This window comes from Reichenbachiella carrageenanivorans (assembly GCF_025639805.1).
In the GTDB taxonomy this organism is placed as follows: domain Bacteria; phylum Bacteroidota; class Bacteroidia; order Cytophagales; family Cyclobacteriaceae; genus Reichenbachiella; species Reichenbachiella carrageenanivorans.
In genome coordinates, this window is sequence record NZ_CP106735.1 from 272,651 (window position 1) to 297,878 (window position 25,228).

Consider the following 25,228-nt stretch of genomic DNA (forward strand, 5'->3'; position numbering starts at 1 on the left):
TAGCGATAATGAATTAGCTTACCAATATTTCGTGCAAAATGCATTATTTTATTACTTTTAATAAAGATACCGTTATATTCTATTATCTCCAGCTATATCCAACCATGAACCCGACCATTAAAAACATAGTTTTGCTTTTCGCATGTTTTCTTCCATTTATTGTAAAAGGTCAACCGGAAGATTATTATCTGGCACCTGCTCCTACTGGCGATGACAGCAATGATTGTCTTCTCTCAGGAGACCCTTGTGCTACATTGGATCATATCATGACGCTTGTAGCAGACAACGACAATATCTACGTAGAAGGAGGGGTATATATGGGCTCTCCTACAATTGATCACACAATAAAGCTAATCGACATTAGTGGTAAATCTACATTTGGTATAGTTACACTAAATGCCAATATAAACTTTACCATTGGGCTAATGGAAGCCGAGGTGGTACAAGTCAATCCCGGCGGCTCAATACAAGACGCTGTAGACCTATGCCCCCCCTCAGGAGCAGGGTATATAGAAGTTCGAACTGGGGTCTACAATGAATCGGTGACTTTTAACAAGGACCTATCCTTTACTTCAATCAGTGATCCAATTACTATTACAAACATTGAAATGGATAACGGCGCTACACTGACTACCGACGCGAATATGACGATCTCAGGCAATGTCACTTTAACTAATGGCATTATAAATACACAGTCTACTCTTTATTTGGGTACTGGTGCATCAGATATAGTCGAAACGAACTCTAACTATGTGACAGGTAAAGTCACTATGCTCACACGTCCGGTAGGAACCGGCTCCATTGACTTCCTAGGTGCCAATGTTACAAATTCGTCGAATATTGGTGACGTTACTATTACAAGAACTACTGGCTCTGCCGCCGTGGTAGATGGAAACCCGGCTAATTCAATTGCTGTGGTTTGGGATATTACTTCCACCGGCACACCATCTGCCACCAGCCTAGAACTCCATTGGGTTTCTCCATTTGACAATGGGCTGACATTGAACCCCATGGATATATACCGCAAGACAGGTTCAAATTGGGATGCAAATAATGACCCCGCTGATGCAAGTGGCAGGACTATCAATTTCCTGAATATAGATGCCTTTGGCTCCTTTACGGTGTCAGAAGATGGCTCCTCCCTCCCAGTAGAACTATTAGCATTCGATGCTACCGACTATTTAAATCATGTATTTCTCCAATGGCAAACGGCCTCAGAAATCAACCATGACTATTTTGAGATTCAAAGAAGCAGGGATGGAGAAAATTTTGAAGCCATCGGACGTCTCAGTTCGCATCACAACAGTTACGAAATCCAGACATACGACTGGAAAGACTACAGCCCATCGCCAAGTAGCACGTCCTACTACCGACTCAAAATGGTGGATTTCGATGGTTCGTTTGAATACTCCAAGACAATCGCAGTAACCCATAACGCTGGTTCCTCGATCACCCTGTATCCAAATCCTGCAAAGGAATCGATCAGCATCACCGCTGATGCGGAAATCGAGCGCATAGAGATCTTCAATACTTCGGGTCAGCAGTTGCGCGCTGATTTACATGACCATACAATCGATCTTTCAGGAATAGCCCCCGGCATCTACGCACTCGCCATCGTTTCTAGTGGTGGAGTCAGCGTGAAGAAATTCATTAAGGAATAATATCACAAAATTTAGGCGGTGCTGGTTGACAAGCACCGCCAACCAAGCGCACTTCTTAGCTTGAGACTTCTCTGGTGCCCTCCTCCGTCGGTTACCTTTCGAAGTGACGTTATTATTTTTTGGACATCGTAGACCCAACCGTCCCTTCGAGCCCAAAAGCATATATAAATCAGGTATCTAGAAACCTAAATGAAGCACCCTGAGAAAAACCATAGGCGAGAAGTCTCAAACTATTTCCAGGCGATCAAAATCATCGCGTGCTCCACTCTCAAATGCCGTGCAGTCATGCATAGCTTGAGACTTCTCAGGTACCCACCTTCGCCGATTGCCTTTCGAAGTGACGTTTTCCTTTCCGAAAACCATCAACCAATCAAGAAAGCCTTAAATTCTTCATTAAACCTTCTTTTATACTAACTTTAAATTTCACGATATTTACACAATACATGATAAGCCCTGCATGCATTAAATTTAATATGAGTATCACCTGAGGATAAAAACCTCCGGCCTAAAACACCTATCTTATGTCCAGCAAACCCTTATTCACTCACTTTATTTCGATCATACTATTAATTATAGGAATCACACCTATTACGCTAGCCCAAACCGTCCATCGCTATGTAGAAGTAGGTGGGGTTACTTCAGGAGATTGTGAAAACCCAAACTCCCCTTGTACACTGGATCATGCCATTTTCTCAGCTAATGAAGGTGATGTGCTTATCTTGGGCGAGGGTACTTTTCCAGATGACGAAATCGACATAGGCGTTACCCTCAGGGGACTGGGTCCAGATCTCACGATTCTAAACAACCTCCTCATCTCTGCAGATAATGTAACGATAGAAAATGTACAAGTCACGGGAGGCACTTCCCCCGGTATAGATATTCGGGCGTCCAATTTCACCCTGCGTCATGCGGCCGTCAATGGCTATGCTCGAAACATAGAAGTCGCAACACTCTCACTGACCGACATTACAGTGGATAATTGCAACCTCAATGATGCCACCAACACTGCTTTTTGGGTAAATAATACGGGAAGCATCGATGGGCTCACCATCACCAATACCACCATGGACAATGCCTCCTATGGTCTCTATCTACAAAATGATAATGGCTCCAACAATGCCGTCACCAACGTAACGATCCGCAACTCGACCTTCAACAACAATACAAGAAAGGGCATGTACATAGAAAAGCTGAACAATGCCCTTTTTGAAAACATCTCTGTAGTAAACAGTGGCACGGACGCCACTTACGCATGGAATGCGGGGATCGACATCAATTTAAAATCAGACACTTATACCGATATCACGATCCGCAATTCATACATATCTGGATGTGGGAGTCTAGGCCCCAACAATGCTGGAACTAGTGAAGCACGAAGACCCGTTGGTATGACTATCAAAGCGCGTACCGATGCGCCTTCATACAATGCAGTCCCCGCTTCATTATCCAATGTCACACTGGACGGCGTTTACATTGATGGATTGGTCAACGACTTAAGGTTTGGAGAAGTTGACAAGACTGACAACAACGGGGTTGACATGAGTACCGTCACCCTCCAGCACTGTGTATTTGACCAGGCGTCAGGTGGATATGAATTGATCAATGAAGAAAATAATGGTACCCTGACCGCTGATCACAATCACTGGCAAGGAGCAGCCACACCAAACACTGCTACTTTTAGCACAGCCTCGATCGACATAGACAATGGTCTCGTGCTGACCAATCCGATAGTTGATGAAAACCATATCACTTATGCCACACTTACCGACGCGATAGCAGGCACTGGCAACACCATCCAACATATATTGGCCGGCACTGTCTCAGGTACCACTACAGTCACTAGGGCTTTGACACTTAGCTTTCCAGGCGCAGGCTATTTGGACAGCGACAGCCGAGTCACTTTCGAAAACCTAACGGTGAATGGCGGAAACTTGACCCTTGCAGGAGATGTGGCTATTTCAGGTTCACTAGATCTGACCAACAACCTGCTCGTCGGAGATTATAACATGGTATTGGAGGGTACTCAGACTGGTTCAGGTAGCATCACCGCTAACGATGCGGGAGGCCTAGTACTAGTAGGCAGCGGCGATGTGACTACTCTGCGTACATCAGGTACATTTGATCGCGTAGTGGTCAATCGCGCGGGAGCAGACATTACTTTGACTGCAGATATGCAAACCGAACATCTGGCACTCGAGCAGGGCTACATCGATGCGAGTGCATTCGATATGGTAATGACAGGTACACCGATCCATGGCAGCAACGACTCCTACGTCAAAGGTACTTTTTCGTTAGTCGTCGCGGGAGCTAATGTTAACAACCAATTGATCTTTCCAATAGGACAAACTACCTACAAACAACTCCTGATGAAAGGTGTAAATCAAGTAGTAAGTGAAACCTATGATGGAATTTTCAACGAAAGTGACCCAGATGCAGCACCGACGTTTGCCGGAACAGACCCGCTCGATGCACTGGCCAACAATGCAGAATGGGTGATCACGCCATCTAGCCCTGCCGATGTCAGCAACGTGAGCAGAGTGGCACTCACCTATGACCATCGTGAGCAAGTATCTGACCCAACCAATCTCCGTGTGGCACATCTACAAGGTGCCGACTGGGTCAATCTAGGCGGCAGCGGCACCTCACCTATACTTACTCCAGGTACTAACCACCCCAACCCCATTACGGCAGGCATCGCCTCTTATCACTTTACTCTGGGTAATGAGGGTGGTACGAATTTCACTTCCTCAGATAACGTCTATGTAGATGGTACAGCCACAGATGATACGGGTGCTGGTACCATGGGTGATCCGAAAAAAACGGTAGCGGCAGGGTATGCCATGGTGGCCGATGGCACAGGTACACTGCGCATCGCCACTGGCACGTACGCAGAATCCCTCACCGTCCACAAAGACATCGACATCATCGGTACAGGCAGTCCGGTATTGGATGAAATCACTTTAGAGGTAACAGGAAACACCTACACAGGTATCACCGCAGATGTGGTGAACGTATCCTCTCCTGCCACCATACAAGAAGCCATCGACCTCTCAGCCGACGCTGGCACAGTAAACGTATCCAGCGGTGTGTTTGCTGAAAATCTCGATATCAACAAAAACCTTACATTAAATGGAGCAAATGCTGGTATATCTGGAAACGGTACACGAGGCAACGAAACCATCGTCGACCCAGCCTCCAATGATGACGTGATGACAGTTGGTAACTTTAACGTGACGATTGATGGATTTCAGATAGGTACTAATGCCTTATCATCCAATGCACTTACAGGTATAACCTATTCATCTTTGGCTGGCGTTTCCTGCACAGTACAAAACAATGTTATCTATGCCAACAGCTCAGGTATATCTATTTACAATACCATTGGAACTACCATTAACGTTTCGGATAATCTGGTGAATATGCTTGCTCTGGAAGACCCTGTCAATGCAACCAACCCCAGTATAGGTGTTTTAGGCCATACATTTCTAAATTCAAATGTGAGTTTTTCAAACAATAATATCAGCGGTGCCTCTTATGGTTATCTGGTCTATTATGCAGACAATTCAAGTGATCCACTATTAATCGACGGAGGTGAAATCACCGAGTGTACCAAAGGTATAGAAGTAGACAATACAGATAGGTCTACGTTGTTTGCACCAGCTTATGTTACCGTGCAGAACGTCACCATCAGCGATTTTGATGGGCCAGATGCTGATTTGGCACAGCCCGACACGCAAGCAGGGATTTACGTGTTTGCCAAAGGCAGTTCTTCGGCCAGTACTATTGATGATGTCACCATTATCATTGACAATGTAGACATCTCTGGTGTGGGCAACTCACAGACTGACTACTCCGCTATATACATGGCTGATTTTCAAGAAAACACAGGGCCTGGTGGATGGGACGGTACCGATGACGATGATATAGGCATCACTGCGACCATGACCAACAGCCATATCCACGACAACCTAAACCGTGGGGTGTATGTCCGTGGACGAAATGCGACCCTAGACATTACACAAAGCAACATCAGTGAAAATGGAGCAGACCCAGCCAGTGGCACGGGCGGACATAATATAGCCGCGAGAGCTTACGGTCAATGCACAGTCACCAACAGCTACTTTACCAGCCCAGGTACGCAAATAGGTGGTATTTTTGATGGTTTTCATTTAGAAGATGCCAATAGCTCCATCAGCATTTCCCTTTCATCATTCAATGAAAACGGCAATGGCACTATCTCCGACGGAGGCGGGATCGATCTTTCATTCAATTACTTCAACTCTATAGATGAGAACGAAATAGCATTATGGGTGGGTGTAGACGACGACTTCACCCCATACTTTGCCAGCGGCACGGATACAGATCTGGTTACCGAAGGCTTTCAACCTGACCTAAGTAGCCTATATATCACCACACTCGGAAGCCAAACCATGGGCACATCAAGAAAACAAGAAGCACATGATCTGATAGATGAAGGAGGTACACTGAATGTAAACGATGGAGATTATACAGGCAGTCTCATATCTATTACCAAAAACTTAACGGTAATCTTGACAGGTACACCTGAGATAGATGACCTCACAGTCACAGGCAACAAAACCCTGACTATTCAAGGTGATCTACTCGTTCATGGCGATATTACACTGACCAATTCCTTTATTGACATTCAATCTGGTGCCATGTCTCTCGGCACATTGGCTGGAGACATTACAGAAAGTAGCACAGCTTACATCACAGGTACCGTGACTATGCAACCCGAAGTATATTCAACAGGCCCAATCATCAATAATCTGGGGGTCAGCCTGTTTACTACTTCATCACTTGGCGAAGTTTCAATAACCCGCACAACGGGACCCAATGCAGTCGTAACGGGCTTGCCTGACAACTCTATCGCCGCTGTGTGGGAGATCACCTCAACCACCGCACCAATAGGGGTTACAAACATCGAATTTAGCTGGTTCTCAGCATTCGACAACGGCTACACCAACACGCAACTACAGAGTATGGGTATTTTCAGAGACCCTGGCTCAGGCTGGGTACAAATCGGAGGGTCCAATGACCTAAGCGGTTCTGACCCTAGGACTTTTAGCATAACTGGTTTAGATGATCTAGGCATGTGGACTTTTGCATCTGACGGCGCCGCCCTTCCTGTAGAGCTAGTTTCTTTCAAGGCCAAAAACGAATTAGATCATGTATTACTCAATTGGCAAACGGCCTCAGAAATCAACCATGACTATTTTGAGATTCAAAGAAGCAGGGATAGAGAAAATTTCGAAGCCCTGGAAAAAGTCAGTTCTCACCACAACTCCACTACGCTACAAAACTATGAGAAGAAAGACTATAAGCCCCTATCGGGAAAATCGTACTATAGATTGAAAATGGTGGATTTCGATGGCCACACCGAGTACTCGCCCATCGTTTCGGTAAGCTTTTCCAATCAATCTTTGGTCTTGTTTCCTAATCCGACTTCCAAAACCTTGAATATTCAATCAGACATTCAAGCCAGTAGCGTCGAAGCTTACAACACCAGCGGAAAAAGAACCCATCTGGCCATTCAAAACCAACAAATTGATGTTTCTTCCCTACAGCCTGGTATCTATATTTTGAAAATAATTTCAAATGTGGGAGTAACTCAATCCAAATTTATTAAAGAGTAATTACCAATCAGAGTCACCTGACAAGGGATTCTAAGCGGCTCAGTGGTTGGACGAATGCTACTACTCATTGCTGTCGCAACGAGTAGTAGAAAAAACAGAAGCCTTATCCCTTTTATTAAAATTCAAAGATTAGATTTTAATTATTTAATTTTAATCTTGTGACTTTATCCCAGAATTAATTTACTTGTATTTACCTAAAGTCTCCATCATGACTACATTGCTAAAAAAGGCTGCGCTTCTTTTTATTTTATTTGTTCCATTGACTTTAAAAGGTACGGACTACTATCTAACAACTGGAGGCTCTAACGCTAATGATTGTTTGTTTGGAAATCCTTGTGCCACTTTATCATATATCATTGGTATCGCCAGTAACAACGATAAAATTTATATTGAAGGTGGTGATTACCCTGAAGCTCCTCTAACTATTAATAAAGAGGTTGACTTGATTCATAGTGGAGGTCCAGATGCTACTTTTGGCGTAGTCACCTTAAATGCAGATATCACCCTTACAGTTGGTCTAATCACTGCCGGATTGGTATATGTGCAATCTACAGGAAGTATACAAGATGGTATTGACCTAGCATCATCAAGCATTATATATCTATATTCAGGTACTTATAATGAAGACCTGTCAATCACCAAAAACATATCACTTTCAAATGGAGGTGGTAGTAATGCAGATGTTACGGTCAACAATATATCCGTCAATGGTTTTACCCTAGGTTTTGACCTTGAAAGACTAACAGTAACCGGATCTGTAACACTTACCAATGGAATAATAGTAGTGGATCCAAACAGTAATGGCCTATTCCTAAGCAATACAGCATCAGACATCACAGAAACTTCCACGGCGTATGTCGAAGGCACTGTGACTATGGAACAGCGTGCCGTTGGTACTGGCACTTTCTCTTTTTTAGGAGTGGCAAATGCAGGAGGGAATGATTTGGGAAATGTAACTATCAGCAGGACCACCGGATCGAATGGTAGAGTGACTGGAGTTGTCAGTATGGATGAATCCATTGATTGTACCTGGCAAATCATTTCCGACAACCCACCCTCAATTCAAGTTCTTACCTTTCTATGGTTCTCCAATTGGGACAACGGAATTGCCAACCAGGCGGTCTTCAATGATAGTGGTAGTGGATGGACTGAAATAGCCGACATTACAGATAGTAATACTGACCCCAGATTCATTTCCACGTCTGGAATTAACGCTTTTGGCGAGTTTACAATAGCTGCAACTGGTGATGCCCTCCCCGTAGAACTCACCTCCTTCAAAGCCAGTAATCAACTAGATCATACTTTGCTGCAATGGCAAACGGCTTCAGAAATCAATCACGATTATTTCGAAATCCAGAGAAGTGAAGACGGAGAAAAATTCGAGGCAATGGGTCGTATGAGTTCACATCATAATTCTTCCTCTATGAATAACTACGAGTGGAAAGATTACCAACCTTTAGTGGGGAAATCCTATTATCGACTAAAAATGGTAGATTTTGATGGCTATACGGAATACTCGCCTACTGTTTCGGCAAGCTTATCAAATTCGCCTTTGGTTTTGCACCCTAACCCTACTTCACAATTTTTGAATATATCTTCAGCTATTGATGTCGCCAGCGTGGCCATTTACAATACCAGTGGCCAACAATATAATTTGGCAGTAAAAAACCGACAGATTGATGTATCAACTTTACTTCCTGATATTTATATACTAAAAATAGTATTGAATGAAGAGGTTATTCAGACGAAGTTTATTAAAAACTAGCACGTCATTACCCGATACAACGGCAGGGAGCAGTCGGATAATCTACCAGAAAAACCTCTGCGCTATTCGAGAAGTTTGCCTCACGAATCAGATTGCCCAGCGTGAAGCTGGGCAATAGTTATCCCACCTTCACGCCAATCAGAATTATCTAACAAGGAATACTGATTGTTTAGAGTGGAGTAGTCAAGAGTTTTTTTTTAAAGCTTCCCGTTTTCGCCATCAACCATTCCTACTACATTTGCAGCTTATTGATTTCAACTATGTACAAACTGCTCATCCGTCCTTTTTTATTCCTGTTTCAGCCAGAAAACGCCCATCACCTCACCTTTTTTATGATGAGGGTGATCAACACGCTTCCTTTGGGTCGTTTTCTGTTTTCATTGGCATATAGCCAAAAGAATAAGGGACAAGCTACGGAACTGTTTGGGTTAAAATTCCCTAACAAAGTAGGACTAGCAGCTGGCTTAGACAAGAACGCCGAAGCCATTGACATGTTTGCTGCGATGGGATTTGGATTTGTAGAAATCGGAACGGTCACACCTAAACCTCAACCTGGCAACCCTCAACCAAGGCTATTTAGACTAAAAAAAGATCAAGCACTAATCAACCGAATGGGATTCAACAACGACGGCGTGGATGTCATTAAAAAAAGATTAGCCAAAAGAAAATCTAACATCCTCGTGGGCGGCAATATTGGAAAAAACAAGATTACGCCTAATGAAGAAGCCGTCACGGACTATATTATTTGTTTCAATGAGCTCTTCGACGTAGTAGACTATTTTGTGGTCAATGTAAGCTCGCCCAACACCCCTGGACTTCGAGAGTTACAAGAGAAAAAGCCACTATCCAACATCCTCAACACCCTAATGACGGAGAACAAAAAACGTCCAACGACCAAGCCAATTCTCTTGAAAATAGCACCAGACTTGACCGAAGAGCAACTGATAGACATCATAGAAATTGTAAACGAAACCAAAATAGATGGTGTGATCGCTACCAATACCACCATCGACCGATCAGGCTTAAAGACCTCATCTACCGAAGTGGAAACCATAGGTGCAGGCGGTCTGAGTGGCAAACCTGTACAAGCCAAATCCACCGAGGTGATCCGTTTTCTTCAAGAAAAGTCGAATGGCGCATTCCCAATCATCGGAGTGGGAGGAATAAACTCAGGCAAATCAGCGTTAGAGAAAATGAATGCAGGAGCCAGTTTGGTACAAGTGTATAGTGGATTTATTTATGAAGGGCCTGCACTGATCTCTGCAATCAACAAATCCCTGTCTAAATAACTGATCCATTGCGCAGGGGTTAATATTTGTACCCATTTTGATTAATTTACATTTCAAATCCACATCAATGGCCAAGAATACTTTCAGGAATACTACCAAAGAGAAAAGACAGTTTAAGTTGCCCACTATTTCAATCGGCTTTTTGAGCGACAGACGTTTTCAATTATCACTCGGCTTTCTTACACTTATCTCTAGCTTGTTCCTGCTTACTGCTTTTATCTCCTACCTGTTCACAGGGCAAGCAGATCAAAGCCTCATGGGCAATATTGCTGACACTGGGCTAAAGGCTTCTGGTCAGGAGGCCGAAAACTGGCTAGGGTTATTTGGTGCCTTTACGGCCCATTACTTTATCTATCAGTTTTTTGGCATTGCTTCCTTTTTGATCCCTCCATTTTTTTTCTTGATTGGGTATAAAATTGTTTTTGACCGCGAGATACTTCCCATTTCCAAATCTTTTTGGTTTACCTTATTCTTTCTTCTCTGGGTAAGCATTTTCATTGGCTATTTCATGATCAACTCTGAGCGTATCAACATCTGGGGATTCCTCGGTGGTGCCACAGGTTTCGAATTAGCCATCTTACTAGACAGTCTTATGGGCTGGGGTACTCTCCTGTTTTTACTATTTGCCTTAGCTGTATTCTCTGTATACTTCTTCAATATCACTCAAATGGTAGGTCTAGGGGGATTACCGTCTTTAGACAGCCGATTGGATCAAATAGCCAATGAAGAAGTAGAGGCAAGTGAAGGATCGGATGAAACAGCAGAGGGAGAGCAAATGGAAAGAATATTCAAAAAACCTAAAGAAGAGGGCGACGATTCTGAAACCATAGCTGCAGTAGTAGAAGCAATCAAAGAAGAAGTAGAAAAAGAAGAAGCCCAAGCCCAATCGCAAGCAGCCGAAGATGTAGAAGAATGGACGGTAGACATCAAAAAACCAACCTCAAAAAAACAAGACAAACCCGAACTGGTACTGAATGTAGAAGAGCCTGCAGCTCCATTGGTAGAAAACAAAATAGTAACCCCAATAGAAGCAACAGATGATGATCTCGCACTTCAAGTAGAAAAACCCGCCAACAAAGAGCAAGTAACTACGCAACTAGAAAACTATGACCCCACCCTAGATCTAGCTAAGTATGTCTACCCCACTCCAGACCTACTCATCGACTATCCCGAAAAAAATGTACAGGTATCCAAAGAAGAGCTAGAACAGAACAAAGACAATATTGTAGCTACACTGATCAACTTCAAAATTGGTATTTCTAGTATCAAGGCGACCATAGGCCCTACCGTTACCCTATATGAAATCGTTCCCGAAGCTGGGGTGAAAATATCCAAGATCAAAAATCTGGAAGATGACATTGCGCTCAGTTTGGCTGCGCTAGGCATCAGGATCATTGCGCCTATTCCTGGCAAAGGTACTATTGGTATAGAAGTACCAAATAAGAACCGTGAGATGGTGGATGTAAAATCGATCCTAACCACCGACAAGTTTATGAAGAGCACCTATGAGCTGCCCATTGTACTTGGAAAAACCATATCCAACGAAGTCTTTGTGACCGACTTAGCAAAAATGCCTCACCTGCTCATGGCAGGAGCTACAGGGCAAGGTAAATCTGTAGGACTGAATATCCTTTTGACCTCTTTGATTTACAAAAAACATCCGTCGCAATTAAAATTTGTACTGGTAGATCCTAAAAAAGTTGAATTGACCTTATTCAATAAAATCGAGAAGCACTTCCTAGCCATGCTACCAGGCACCGACGAAGCAATTATTACCGATACCAAAAAGGTGATTCATACACTCAATTCGCTCTGTATAGAAATGGACAATCGCTACGACATGCTGAAAAATGCAGGCTGTAGAAATCTAAAAGAATACAATAAGAAATTTGTAGAGCGTAAGCTGAACCCTAACAAAGGGCATAAGTTCTTGCCCTACATCGTCTTGGTCATCGACGAGTTGGCCGATTTGATGATGACTGCAGGCAAGGAAGTGGAAACACCAATTGCCCGATTGGCTCAGCTAGCTCGTGCGATTGGTATTCACTTGGTAGTAGCTACTCAGCGCCCATCTGTAAACGTTATTACAGGTGTAATCAAAGCCAACTTCCCCGCAAGACTTTCTTTTAGAGTAACCTCAAAGATTGACTCTCGCACGATTCTCGATGCTGGTGGTGCAGAACAACTCGTAGGCATGGGAGACATGCTCCTATCACTCGGCTCTGACATCATTCGACTACAGTGTGGATTTGTAGATACACCAGAAGTAGATCGTATCTGTGAGTTTGTAGGTGATCAGCAAGGTTATGATTCAGCCTATTTACTGCCTGAATTTGTAGGCGAAGACGGAGAAAGTGGTGGCCTTGGTGAAGCTGACCTCAAAGACAGAGATGTACTTTTCGAAGATGCAGCAAGATTGATCGTAATGCACCAGCAAGGCAGTACATCGTTGGTACAGAGAAAACTAAAGCTTGGCTACAACAGAGCAGGAAGATTGATAGACCAGCTCGAAGCTGCTGGTATAGTAGGATCATTCGAAGGCAGTAAGGCACGTGAAGTCTTGGTACCCGACGAACAATCACTAGAACTTATCCTCAACGAACTCAACGGTCTTTAACGAAATAAATTAACTAATTATATTTGGCATGAAATGTGCAAATTGCCCACCCGTATTCAACCATTAATAAAATAAAAGCTTATGAAGTCAATTCAATTCCTATTTATACTCAGCATCGCAGTACTCTCCCAAGCCATCGCTCAAAAAGACCCTGCAGCCAAAGAAATACTAGACGCCATGAGCGCAAAATATCAGAAAATACCTGCCTTTAGAGCAGAGTTTTCTTATACCATGGAGGACGAAGGAGATGAAATAGACGAAGGGTTTAGAGGCACCATACTCGTAAAAGGAAATAAGTATATGCTCATCATGGACGAGCAGCAAGTGACTTTCGACGGTACTAGTATCTACACTTACTTGAAAGAAGAAAATGAAATGACCATCGCGTCATACGATCCTGAAGAAGAAGAAATTTCACTTTCAAACATCTTCAACATCTACAAGACTGGCTTCAAATACGTGTACACCGAGTCTAGAAACAATGGCTCCATAGACGTGATCGACTTGGTTCCTGAAGATCGTGAAAAGGATTATTTCAAAATAAGAATGGAAATTTCTACTACCGACCAATCACTCAAAAGCTTCAAAGTATTTGACAAGTCTGGCAGCAGATACCTCTATAAGGTCTTGAGCTTCAAAGAAGATGCAAGCATCACCGACCAAACATTTGCCTACGACAAATCTAAATATGTAGGCACCGAGGTGATCGATTTTAGGTAATCATTACACTCAAAGAAATGACCACAAAAGAGGCTGTATCAAAACAATTAGGACTTTTGAAACAGCCTTTTTTTATGTTTAAATAAAAAACACATGTGTCTCATTCTCTTTGCTTGGAAAAAACATCCCAAATATAACTTAGTACTCTCTGCTAATAGAGATGAATTTTACAACCGTCCTACGCAGCCAGCTCAGGTCTGGCCAGCACACCCTTCGCTGATCGCAGGCAAAGACCTAACGGCAGGAGGCACTTGGATGGGCATTACTCAGTCAGGGCGATTTGCCGCACTCACTAACTATCGCGATCCCAAACACATCAACCCCCAAGCTCCCAGTCGCGGATCGCTCACCAAAGATTTCCTCATAACCAACAGCGAGCCAGAAGAGTACTTGCATAAAATCAAATCTTCTAACATCCCATACAATGGTTTCAATTTGCTTGTGGGCGATCAGGATAACTTGTGGTATTACAACAACATAAACCACGAAATAATATCGCTACCCTCAGGTATCTATGGACTTAGCAACGCCCTACTCAATGAGCCTTGGCCAAAAGTAAAAGTTGGAAAAGAACGCTTAGGTCACATACTATCTAATGAAAATCTATCAACAAAAGATCTCTTGACCTTAGTGCAAGACCAAACCATCGCCCCAGATCACCTGCTACCTCAAACGGGGATACCCATCGAATGGGAACGTGCCTTATCTGCAATGTATATTACCACTCCTGACTATGGTACCCGGTGCTCTACGGCGCTGATAAAAGACAAAACACAGACACACTTTTCCGAGCACTCCCACGCTCATCTAGGACAAAAAGAAGATCAAGTAGACTTTATCCTTTAATCCCTATTACAAAAAGCATCAATATACCTAACGATACGGATTGAAGCCCCTTCTGTACGGTTCTAATTTTATTCCAAAAACAATCAAAACTTGGAACTATTATGAAAACCTACAGTCTGAAATATGGAATTTTACTCTTCGGTCTGCTTCTCATTAGCGGAGTCTCTAGAGCACAAGATGCCTTATGGCAACTTGATTTTGACAAAGAAATTGCTTGGAACAAAATCACCGAATCGGGCATCCTCCTCATCGGCACCAACGACTTCAAATTGCACGGAGTAGACTCTCGCGATGGCAACAAACTATGGAGCAACGACATTCTGAACTCAGCAAAAAATGTAAAAGGAGACGATGGTAAAAAAATAGATGCAGCAGTAGCCTTTGAGCGTTTTGTAAGCATCTTAGAAGACCCAGAATATCCCGAGGTTTCCGATTTTATTGAAATCAAGTACTCAGATGCCACAGGCATGTATAAAAACTACGCCATTATCAATATGCAAAATGGCAAAGAGGTGATGAGCCCTGAAATAGCAGAAATGCCAATCACCAAATGGCTAGGCAAAGAAATGCCTACTTTCAACTACAATGCGACGGGCTACATTCCAGAGTTGCGCATGGTCATAATATCTGCTGCATGGCAAGACTATATGCAAAAAGGGAAACCTTGGCTTCAAATCACAAAAATGGTAGAGCTACCCAGTGCCAAAGTAATCTGGGAAGACACAAACATCTCATGTGAAAACTTTCCATTTGTGTTGGAAAACGGCGACATCATCATGCCTGGCAAAACCAGAATTGCCAGAATCAATGCTAAAACTGGAAAAGTGATCTGGGACTACAACACAGAACACAAAAATCAAACTTTTGAGAGCTTCGACCTCAGTCTGGATTTGTCTACGGGATACTTCTTCGAAAAGAAAAAAAACAGTGGTGCCCTGTCTGCTGTAGATATGAAATCTGGGAAGAAACTTTGGGAACAAGAAATGAAACTCAAAGAAGTACCTGCTATGTCCGCTATGGGATATGGCGTAGTAGTCAACGACGGGTCTAATTTCGAACTCTACGACCTCAACTCTGGTACTAAAAAATGGAGAGTAAAGAAAGTAGACGGTACTGTCATCGACCTCGGAGATCACGGCATCGCAGTTACCCAAAAGACCAAAAGGCTGGTACTACTTGATAAAAATACAGGTGATGTAATCTGGGATGAAAAAATAAATGGTATCAACATCGATCAAATCATTGCCAATGGCATCATGTATTCAGACATCAAAGGAAGACTGGGACTGATCCAATATGACGGCACAAAAACTTGGGACAAAAAAGGAATGCTGGAAGTACCTAGCGTACGGTACAGACCTGAAATGGGCACCGAGCTGATGTACATAGATGGAGACTTGTATGAAGTGGATCTGTTCTCTGGCGACTACAAAGTACTCGTCCCCAAACTGGACAAACAGTTTGAAGGAGACGAAGTGCCAGAGCGTATCGAATTGGTAGATGGCGGATATCTAGTAAGCTCTAGTCAGAATATGATCATGCTAGAAACTGACGGATCGATTCGCTGGAAAGAATACTGGGAAGCACCTGGCATGAGTCTGGCAGCCAAAATTGCCCTAAGAGTATCCCAAGCCGCTATGATAGCCATGGCAGCAGGTACAGCTATGGAATCTGCTCAGCATCGCAGTGCCTATGGTGGAGAAACATACTACAGCAAAATGTACGCTCAGCAATCTGAAGATTTTTCTAAAGCCGCGGGTATGCTTGCTGATGAGGCCAAGAAACTATTTACCGCCTCCATCTCTAGGGGTAGTATCCGAATGGTACTTTCCAGAGTAGGCGCAGGAGGACAAGCTAAAAGTGCTGGTATCGTAAAAGTAGATAAAAATACAGGCGAAGAACTAGCCACACTACTATTGGGCGACAAAGAGCCTATTTACGACTACGACCCTTTGTCTGGACAAGTGTTTTTCAAAGCCGACAAAAAACAAATCATTAGCTATAGCTTATAAATACAAATCCATAGCGGAGACTGTCCTGGCTTAGGCTGGGGCAGTCATTTTCAGACCTAAGGATCTGGGTTTCAAACGCTAGTAGAAAAGAGTGAACCTGAAGCGATCTCTTTAATGAAAGATAAAACTCCCTGACATGCAACGCTCAATCTTATTCATACTGACTTTCTTTATTTGCACGCTTTCATTAGCGCAAAATAACAACCAACTCATCGTCCGACAAGGCCACACAGCCGCAATCAACAGTTTGAAATACGCTCCCGATGGCAGTGCCGTATACTCAGCAAGCGACGACAAATCCATCAAAATGTGGGACGTAAAAACTGGAGTAGACATCAATACCTTCAATGCCCACACCTCTCCTATCCAATGTATGGAAATATCAAACGACGGTCGACTCCTCGTATCTGGTGACCTAGAAGGAAAGCTCCTTATCTGGGATGCCAAAACAGGGGAAAATAAACTCACCATTCAGGCACATGAAGGCAGTGTAAATACCGTGAAATTCACCAAAGACCAACAATATCTCGTCTCTGGTGGCGATGACAATATGCTCAAAGTCTGGAATCTAAAAGGAGATACACTCAAAACCATCAAAGGTTTCAATGCCGCCATCAAAGCAATTGGCATTTCACCAGACGGTACTCGTCTCATCTCTGGAGGGTATAAAAACAATGGTGTAGAGCTGCTACTGGTGGATCTGCAGAAAGGCAAAATCATAGACGACGTACTCAACCATTGGAAAGGATCCGCCGCTGCTCAGGCTTACGCCAAAACGATCATGACACCCATAGCCTTAGCTATGAACCTAGCCAAAGGCAATGTAGGTAAAGGCATGGCCACTTTCTACATTATGAACTATAGCAACATCGAGTTTACCAACGATGGCAGCAAAGTACTGATTTCGCAAAACACCTTTTTACCATTGGCTGCAGCCAAAGACGAATCCGACGACACCATCGGAAATTCCATCATTTCCATCATAGAGTTGTCTGAAGACAAAAATCAATTCACTGAAGTGATGAAACCCATTCGGTGGCAATCCAGTCACCCCAGAGCCGTCGCACTATTTAATCAAGATCAAACCAAGGTCATCGTAAATGAAAAATTTAGCATGGTAGTGTATGATATTGAAAATGCCGATTTCCCAGAACCAGGCAACAAAGAAGCTACCCAATATGTCCCTCCTGTGGTCAAAGAAATCAAAGGCACAGGACTTGGCCTCAATTCACTCGCCATGTCGCCAGACTACAGAACAGTCGTCTCCGCCGATGATGATCGGAAAATCAAATTGTGGGATTATAATTCAGGAAGAAAAATCAGAGATCTCGAAGGCTTCGTGCAGCCAGCCTTGGCTGTAGATGTACTCCCAGATGGCCAACACATCATGGTGGGTTCGCTAGACCGTAATCTTACCGTATGGGACATCACCACAGGTCAGCTAGTACGCACTTTTGATCGCTCTTCAGATGTGTGTAGCATAGACATCGCAGAAGATGGCAAATCATTTTTAACGGCCTCGGTAAATACCGAATTTTTCAAAATGTGGAACTTCACCACAGGCAGACAACTCCGTTCTTTTCTTGAAAGCAAAAAACAAACCGTCTGGGTAAAATATGCTCCCGACGATAACGACGAAGTCTATGCTGCCACTGCCGATGGCGAAGTGAAAATTTGGTCTATCAGTGAATCTAAAGCCAAGAAAAAACTCAAAGTAGACTATGAAACTTTAGAAGACAAATACCAAAACCAAGACTATACCGTAAGTTGGGATGATTATACCCTGAAGGTAAAAAAAGGCCAAACAGACTACTTTTCTGAAACACAAAGTGGTAGACTCACCGATGCAGTCTTCAGCAAAGACGGCAAATACCTTATCAGCACCAACGAAAATGGGGAAATAGCGATGTATGAGCTCGCTGGTAAAAAACGTACCGCAACCATGGCACTCATCGGCAACAATGATTTCATCACCTACACACCCGATTTGTACTACACTTCATCCAAAGCCGCTGCCAATGCTATTGCTTTCAAGTCTGACAACAAAATACTGCCATTCGAACAATTGGAACTCAAGTACAACCGCCCAGATCTAGTAGCTAGTAGAATCGGCTATGCCCCCAGCAAACTCATCGACTCCTACAAAGCAGCTTATGACCGACGATTAAAACGATTAGGCTATTCCGAAACCGACCTAGGCAACACTTTCGACTTGCCAGAAGTAAAAATAGACTATGACAACCTCCCCCTAGAAACCAATCAAAAAACACTTACCATAAAAGTAGTGGCTACAGACAAAAACTATCCGATCCAACAACTACAGGTATATGCTAACGACGTACCTGTCTTTGGCTCGAAAGGCATGGCGGTCTCACCAGCTCACCAGATCAGCCAAACCTTGTCATTCGAACTAGGCAACGGACTAAACGAAATCAAAATCACAGCAACCAACACCAAAGGGCAGGAGGCAATCCCAGAAAAGTTTGACATTCAATACACCGCAGAATGGGACAAGCCCGACCTATATATCGTCAGCATAGGAGTATCTGAGTACCAGCAAGCAGACTACAATCTAGCCTTTGCAGCCAAAGATGCCCAAGATATCGTCCAGACTTTGTCTGGCTCTAGTGCCTACGAAAAAGTGTACACCAAACTACTCATAAACGCTAATGCCACCGATGCTAATATAATGGCTGTTCGTTCCTTTGTAGCCCAAGCTAAGGTGGATGACATTGTTGCAATCTTCATAGCAGGCCACGGTGTACTTGACCAAAGTTACAACTATTACTTTGCCACCAACAATATCGATTTCAACAATCCAGCAAGTGGAGGACTGTCTTATGGACAAATAGAAACTTTGATAGATGGTATCCCTTGTCGCAACAAAATATTGCTTATGGACACTTGCCACTCTGGTGAGCTCGATGACGAGGATGTACAAACCGTAACTGCCTCTGCCAAAAAAAGTGGCGGTGTGTCTTTCCGGTCGGCTAGAGGATTTGTAAAACTCAAGGAAAACAGCTTTGGGCTACAAAACACATTAGAGCTCTCAAAATCATTATTTGGCGACCTGAGAAAAGGCACTGGTGCCACAGTCATTTCAGCAGCAGGGGGAACAGAGTTTGCTGCCGAAGGCCTAAACTCTGCCAATGGGCTGTTTACAGCCAGCTTTATAGAAGGCATCACCACCAGACGTGCCGACACCGATCGAAACAGAAGCTATACCATCTCCGAAATGCGCAAATGGGTAGGCGATCAGGTTACTAAAAAAAGCAAAGGCAATCAAGTACCTACTTCGCGTGAAGAAAATGTGAAAAACGATTTTAGAATTTACTAATAAAAAAACATGAGACTCATCATCATACTCTTGATACTGGCCTTCCAATCTGCACAGGCCCAGCAGTATACTATCATCCACGTGATAGGCAAAATATACGACAATCAAACTCAGACTTACCTAAAGTCTGGTACTAAACTCACTGATGACTCCAAATTGAAATTTGAGACACCACATGCACGTGCGGCTGCCCTGAGTAATACTCGTGGCAGATACGTCATTCAGCACCAAACCACCCAGGCAGAGCGTAGCGATCTGGCCTACACACTCTCCACAGTACTGGCGCCTGCCAGAGGCAAAATGAGCACACGATCAGGCAGTATAAACAATCAGATGGATTTTGTGAAAAAATTCGGAGAAGGGCCATTAGCTATCGTTGGAGGCCGATTGGCAACAGCCATCTCTCCCACTGCATACCCTACAGACGACACGCATTTTTTCTATGCCAGTTTCCTTTTCAATAACGAAGCCATCAATAAAAAACTGGACGTCATCGACAACCAATTGGTCTTTGACATCAAGTCGTTTTACACTATAGATGGCATAACCATAGACCCTAAACAAACCTCCGAAACTACCCTATACTACTATGATAGTAACAAAGAAGAGTCTATAGCCATCACTTCACTGGACTTTGAAGTGGTGAGCGATGACGAGCTAAGCCACATCGCAAAAGCGATGGGGGAGCTAAACAATACAGAACAGGTCAATGCCATTCGAGAGATCGTCACCGCGCTGTATGGTGCATGCCAAGCGGATCAAATCAAGGCAGCTATCCAGAATCTGAATTGATGACTAAAAAGAAATTGTTTCTCTGGCTGGGGATCATAGTTCATGCTTTAGTCATGATCTTTCTTACTTTTTACTTGATGAGTCTACCTTGGTTGGCTGGCGATGAAAAACTCCTCATCTGGAGCACCTCAGCCCTAAAGTTCGCCAACAGAGAAATTCCTCCTTCTGAAAAATACGCACTGATCAATACATCATATGATTTACAATTGATCGATCGACTCGACGATTTTGGTTTCCCTATTGGGCAACGAGTGATTACTGACCGTGAAAAATTAACGTGGCTCCTAGACATTATTTCGCAAAGCCAAACCCCACCAAAATACATTATTCTCGATGTTCATTTTTTAGATACTACAGACTTCGACTCTGCACTAGACTCTGTTTTGCAGCGCTTCGATCAATTGATTATCTCTTATCATTTGGGAGACGATGGCTACTTAGAATATCCTGTTTTTCAAAATACAAACAAAGGCTTGTCTGACTATGTCATAGGCAGTGTTTTCGATGGTGTATACAAATATCAGCTCATACATCACGACTCGCTCAAGCTCACGCCTTTAAAAGTGCACGAACAACTCTCTGGAAAATCAGCTACACAATGGGGACCTTGGGTGAAGATAGGTGAACAATGGACACCAAATAATTTCATTATGAATTACCGCCTACTGCAAAAAGACATTGAAGATATTGAAATAGGATTTAACCCTGTGAGTATGGGTGAGCTATTGTTCTTAGAAAATCAAGACATACAAGATTATGTGGCGGGAAAAATAGTTGTAATCGGTGACTTTTTCGAAAACGACATGCATGAAACGCTATTCGAGATCACTGCAGGCCCCTTGATTCTACTCAATGCCTTGCTGACCATTCAGGCAGGCGACACCTATATAAACTTCTGGTTTTTCGCACTTCTATTCGCCGCCTATACTTACCTAAGCTATATGGTCTTCGTAGAAGGCGATTATATGGAAAAAATGATTACCCGACATTTTGGTACTGTGAAAATCGCAGATTATTTAGCTGGATTCATGAGCTATCTCTTGCTACTCACCCTACTTTCATGCCTCACATTTTTCGTATTCAACATCCATCTAAACGTATTCTTTTTGGCCATTGCCTTTTATCTGATGGATAAAGTGGTTGGCTTCATTTACACGCAAGTGAAAAATTAATTGGCACGAGCCATAATAGTCTCTGCCTGATCAAAGAGCTGAATCGCTTGGCTATAAATCTCGTTGGATTGGTTATAGATCGGATAAAACCCATCGTTGTTCCAGATGCCACGAGCGATCTGAGCTTTCAGATAGAGCTTAATCAGATCTTTTGAGTGTTCAAACTGAGCCTGCTCGTATGGCAAGCCACTCTCCTCTGCAACTTTTATTAGTGATTGCAACATTGCTTCGCTTACTTGGAATTTTGCAAAATATTGATCGAAACCATCCGCTTCTAATTTGGCTCTGTTATCATCTGAATAGGTCAAGGAATACTCACGGATAGCATTGGTAGTAAACAACTTATTGAGGTAGCTAGAGTTGCCAGCGGTGTCTATCGGGATAAAATAATCTGGCATAATACCACCACCACCATAGACTGTTCTGCCTTTCAATGTAGTGTATTTGAGTGAATCATTCTGATGAATGCTGTCCGCATTATACATCTCGCCAGATGTGTATCGGTTGTAAATATCACTGTAATAATCATCTTTACCTCCTTCGTAGGATCGCTGAATGGATCTACCACTTGGCGTGTAATATCTTGAAATAGTCAGTCTCAATTCAGATCCATCAGACAAGTCAATCGGCATTTGCACCAACCCTTTGCCAAACGACCTTCTGCCTACCACAAGACCTCGATCATTGTCTTGAATAGCACCTGACACTATCTCTGAGGCTGAGGCACTACCCTCATCGATCAGCACAATCAAAGGCCGGTCTTCGAACAAGCCTACCCTTCCTGCTCTGTGTTCCTGATTATATCTAAACTCTTTGCCCTTGGTAAACACGATCATTTCGTCTCCTGGGATAAACTCATCTGCCATCTGAATGGCCATATTCATATACCCTCCAGGGTTGCCTGTAAGGTCCAGCACTAGTTTTTTCAATCCTTCTTCATCCAATTTGGCCAATGCCATTTTAAACTCCTCGTAAGTGGTAGCCGTAAAACGATTTACTTTGATATAGCCGATCTCATCGTCTATCATATAGGAGGCATCCACCGAAAACTGTGGGATTTTATCTCGGGTAATCTCAAAATCAAGTAGCTCCTTATTGTTTTTTCTCAGAATAGAAACCGTCACATGTGTACCTTTGGGTCCTCTGAGTCTATCTAGCACACCACGAGTCTTGATACCAATACCAGCTACATTTTCATCATCCACTTTGATGATCTTGTCGCCTGTGAGCAAACCCACTCGCTCAGATGGCCCTCCACTTAAAGGGGCTACCACATATATCGTATCTCTAAAAATATTGTACTCTATACCAATACCATCAAAATTGCCTTCCAGCTGTGCACGGCTATACTCTTGCTCTTCAGCTGGGATGTAGGCTGTGTGTGGGTCCAACTCTTCGAGCATATCCTCGATGGCTTTTTCTACCAAGTCGTCTGTCTTGACTTCGTCGACATAATTACGATCTATGTAATTCAGAATTTCACGAAATTTTTGAAGAGACTGGGCAAGATCAGAACTACTCTTGGTCGAAGTCGTCATGTTGGCACCTATAAAGATACCAGCTGCGATAGCCATAGCGATAAAAAGAGGTAATCTGATTTGCGATTTGGTATTCTGAATTTTCATAGACCTGGGAATAAAGGTAATAGCCCTATTACGAAGAGCGTATCATTAAGATACTCAAATTGGGTCTTAATTCACCAAACGGGAATGGGGAGAAAAATGTAGGTATAGATGCAAAAGAAAAAGACTGGCTTACCAAGTATCCCAGTCTTTTTCGTGATTACTAACTTTTTCGTTTGGCAGAACAAATGGGCAAACCATAGCCGCAACGAACAAAACGATAATCAATCCTAACATTGCCATATCCGAACGTGATTTAATTGAGGGTCAAAGATAATCCGTTCTATTTATACCGCAAATAGGAGACGTATTAATATCAGAAATTATACATGACCTTGCGCAAGCATGGCATCTGCCACTTTCACATAGCCAGCTATGTTAGCTCCTTTCACATAATCCACATAAGTGTCATCTACTCGCCCATATTTCTCACAGTTTTCGTGAATCGAAATCATAATTTCTTTGAGCTTACTATCCACTTCCTCTCTAGTCCATGGAATACGGATGCTATTTTGCGTCATTTCCAAACCAGAGGTAGCCACCCCACCAGCATTGGATGCTTTGCCTGGTGTAAACATGACTCGCTTTTCTCTGATCAAATGAATGGCTTCTTCTGTAGTAGGCATGTTGGCGCCTTCAAACACACCGATACAGCCATTGTCTATCAGCATTCGCACGTCTTCTACAGGCAGCTCATTCTGAGTAGCACACGGGAAAGCCAAATCCACCTTGGCATGCCATGGCGTAATGCCTTTATTGAAAATAGCTTCTTTATACACCTCCGCATATTCACTGATACGCCCTCTTCTTTCATTTTTCAATGCTTTGATGAAAGCTAGCTTTTCTTCATCGATTCCATCGGGATCGTATATATGGCCCTCTGAATCTGAAACAGTCACTGGCTTAGCGCCCAAGTGCAGCAGTTTCTCAATGGTATACTGAGCGACATTACCACTGCCCGATACAGCACAGATTTTTCCTGTGATCCCCTGCCCGTGCGCTTTCAATACTTCATTGGCAAAATAGACCACTCCATAGCCTGTAGCCTCGGTCCGAATCAAGCTCCCACCATACGCTAATCCCTTACCAGTTAATACACCTGCAAATTCGTTACGTAATCTTTTATATTGGCCAAACATATAGCCTATCTCTCTGCCACCCACACCAATGTCGCCCGCAGGTACGTCGGTAAATCCTCCAATATGCTTTGCCAACTCCGTCATAAAACTCTGACAAAAACGCATCACCTCTGCATCGGATTTGCCCTTAGGATCGAAGTCACTTCCTCCTTTGCCCCCACCCATCGACAGCGTAGTCAGGCTATTTTTAAATACTTGCTCAAAAGCCAAAAACTTGAGTATACTCAAATTGACTGTAGGATGAAATCTTAAACCACCTTTGTACGGGCCTATGGCCGAGTTCATCTGTACCCTAAAAGCACGATTGATTCTGAATGTGCCTTTATCATCTACCCATGGTACCCGAAAGATAACGACACGCTCAGGTTCACACATTCGCTCTAGGATATTAGCTTCTTTGTACTTGGGGTGATTTTCATTGAAAGGAATAATAACTTCGGCCACTTCTCGAACAGCCTGTATAAATTCAGATTCTCCAGAATTTTTAGCCGCTATACTTTCTACGAAGGCCTCTATTGTCTGAGTCATTGGGTTTGACATAGGATTAAATTTTAGATTGAAAACCTTAATTAATATGAGCAAATCCGAAAAAATATGCC

At 43.2% G+C, this 25,228-nt stretch carries 13 protein-coding genes; 11 read left to right on the forward strand and 2 right to left on the reverse strand.

The annotated features are described in order from the left end of the window. Window positions 1–104: 104 nt before the first annotated feature. The 11 genes from N7E81_RS01125 to N7E81_RS01175 all read left to right on the forward strand — a co-directional run bounded on the left by N7E81_RS01125 (window position 105) and on the right by N7E81_RS01175 (window position 21,868). On the forward strand, window positions 105–1,661 hold the full coding sequence (locus tag N7E81_RS01125; protein WP_263051443.1) for a T9SS type A sorting domain-containing protein: 1,557 nt from the start codon (window positions 105–107) through the stop codon (window positions 1,659–1,661). Window positions 1,662–2,182: 521 nt separating this feature from the next. Then, window positions 2,183–7,318 (forward strand): T9SS type A sorting domain-containing protein, encoded by a 5,136-nt coding sequence (locus tag N7E81_RS01130; protein ID WP_263051444.1) that lies wholly within the window; start codon window positions 2,183–2,185, stop codon window positions 7,316–7,318. A 208-nt stretch (window positions 7,319–7,526) separates the two neighbouring features. Continuing rightward, complete coding sequence (locus N7E81_RS01135) at window positions 7,527–9,083, forward strand: T9SS type A sorting domain-containing protein (protein WP_263051445.1); 1,557 nt, start codon at window positions 7,527–7,529, stop codon at window positions 9,081–9,083. Window positions 9,084–9,343: 260 nt separating this feature from the next. Further along, window positions 9,344–10,372, forward strand: coding sequence for a quinone-dependent dihydroorotate dehydrogenase (locus tag N7E81_RS01140; RefSeq protein ID WP_263051446.1), 1,029 nt, complete (start codon window positions 9,344–9,346; stop codon window positions 10,370–10,372). A gap of 67 nt (window positions 10,373–10,439) precedes the next feature. Next, window positions 10,440–12,989, forward strand: a complete 2,550-nt coding sequence (locus N7E81_RS01145) for an FtsK/SpoIIIE family DNA translocase (protein WP_263051447.1) — start codon at window positions 10,440–10,442, stop codon at window positions 12,987–12,989. Between the two features lie 81 nt (window positions 12,990–13,070). Then, window positions 13,071–13,709 carry a LolA family protein gene (locus tag N7E81_RS01150; RefSeq protein ID WP_263051448.1) on the forward strand — a complete coding sequence of 213 codons (639 nt, stop codon included), beginning with the start codon at window positions 13,071–13,073 and terminating at the stop codon, window positions 13,707–13,709. 93 nt (window positions 13,710–13,802) lie between these two features. Continuing rightward, complete coding sequence (locus N7E81_RS01155) at window positions 13,803–14,555, forward strand: NRDE family protein (RefSeq protein ID WP_263051449.1); 753 nt, start codon at window positions 13,803–13,805, stop codon at window positions 14,553–14,555. 101 nt (window positions 14,556–14,656) lie between these two features. Beyond that, a complete protein-coding gene (locus N7E81_RS01160) occupies window positions 14,657–16,567 on the forward strand; it encodes an outer membrane protein assembly factor BamB family protein (protein WP_263051450.1) in 1,911 nt (636 codons plus the stop codon). Window positions 16,568–16,703: 136 nt separating this feature from the next. Beyond that, on the forward strand, window positions 16,704–19,904 hold the full coding sequence (locus tag N7E81_RS01165; RefSeq protein ID WP_263051451.1) for a caspase family protein: 3,201 nt from the start codon (window positions 16,704–16,706) through the stop codon (window positions 19,902–19,904). A 9-nt stretch (window positions 19,905–19,913) separates the two neighbouring features. Continuing rightward, window positions 19,914–20,696 (forward strand): hypothetical protein, encoded by a 783-nt coding sequence (locus tag N7E81_RS01170; protein ID WP_263051452.1) that lies wholly within the window; start codon window positions 19,914–19,916, stop codon window positions 20,694–20,696. Further along, the gene (locus N7E81_RS01175) at window positions 20,696–21,868 is read left to right on the forward strand and encodes a CHASE2 domain-containing protein (RefSeq protein WP_263051453.1); all 1,173 of its coding nucleotides are present in this window, start codon (window positions 20,696–20,698) and stop codon (window positions 21,866–21,868) included. Before N7E81_RS01170 ends, N7E81_RS01175 begins: the two co-directional genes overlap by 1 nt. On the opposite strand, the gene N7E81_RS01180 is transcribed toward N7E81_RS01175, so the two are convergent. Both N7E81_RS01180 and gdhA read right to left on the reverse strand, forming a co-directional pair. Continuing rightward, window positions 21,865–23,493 carry a S41 family peptidase gene (locus N7E81_RS01180; protein ID WP_263051454.1) on the reverse strand — a complete coding sequence of 543 codons (1,629 nt, stop codon included), beginning with the start codon at window positions 23,491–23,493 and terminating at the stop codon, window positions 21,865–21,867. The genes N7E81_RS01175 and N7E81_RS01180 overlap by 4 nt on opposite strands. A gap of 320 nt (window positions 23,494–23,813) precedes the next feature. Then, complete coding sequence (gdhA, locus tag N7E81_RS01185; protein WP_263051455.1) at window positions 23,814–25,157, reverse strand: NADP-specific glutamate dehydrogenase; 1,344 nt, start codon at window positions 25,155–25,157, stop codon at window positions 23,814–23,816. Window positions 25,158–25,228 lie beyond the last annotated feature (71 nt).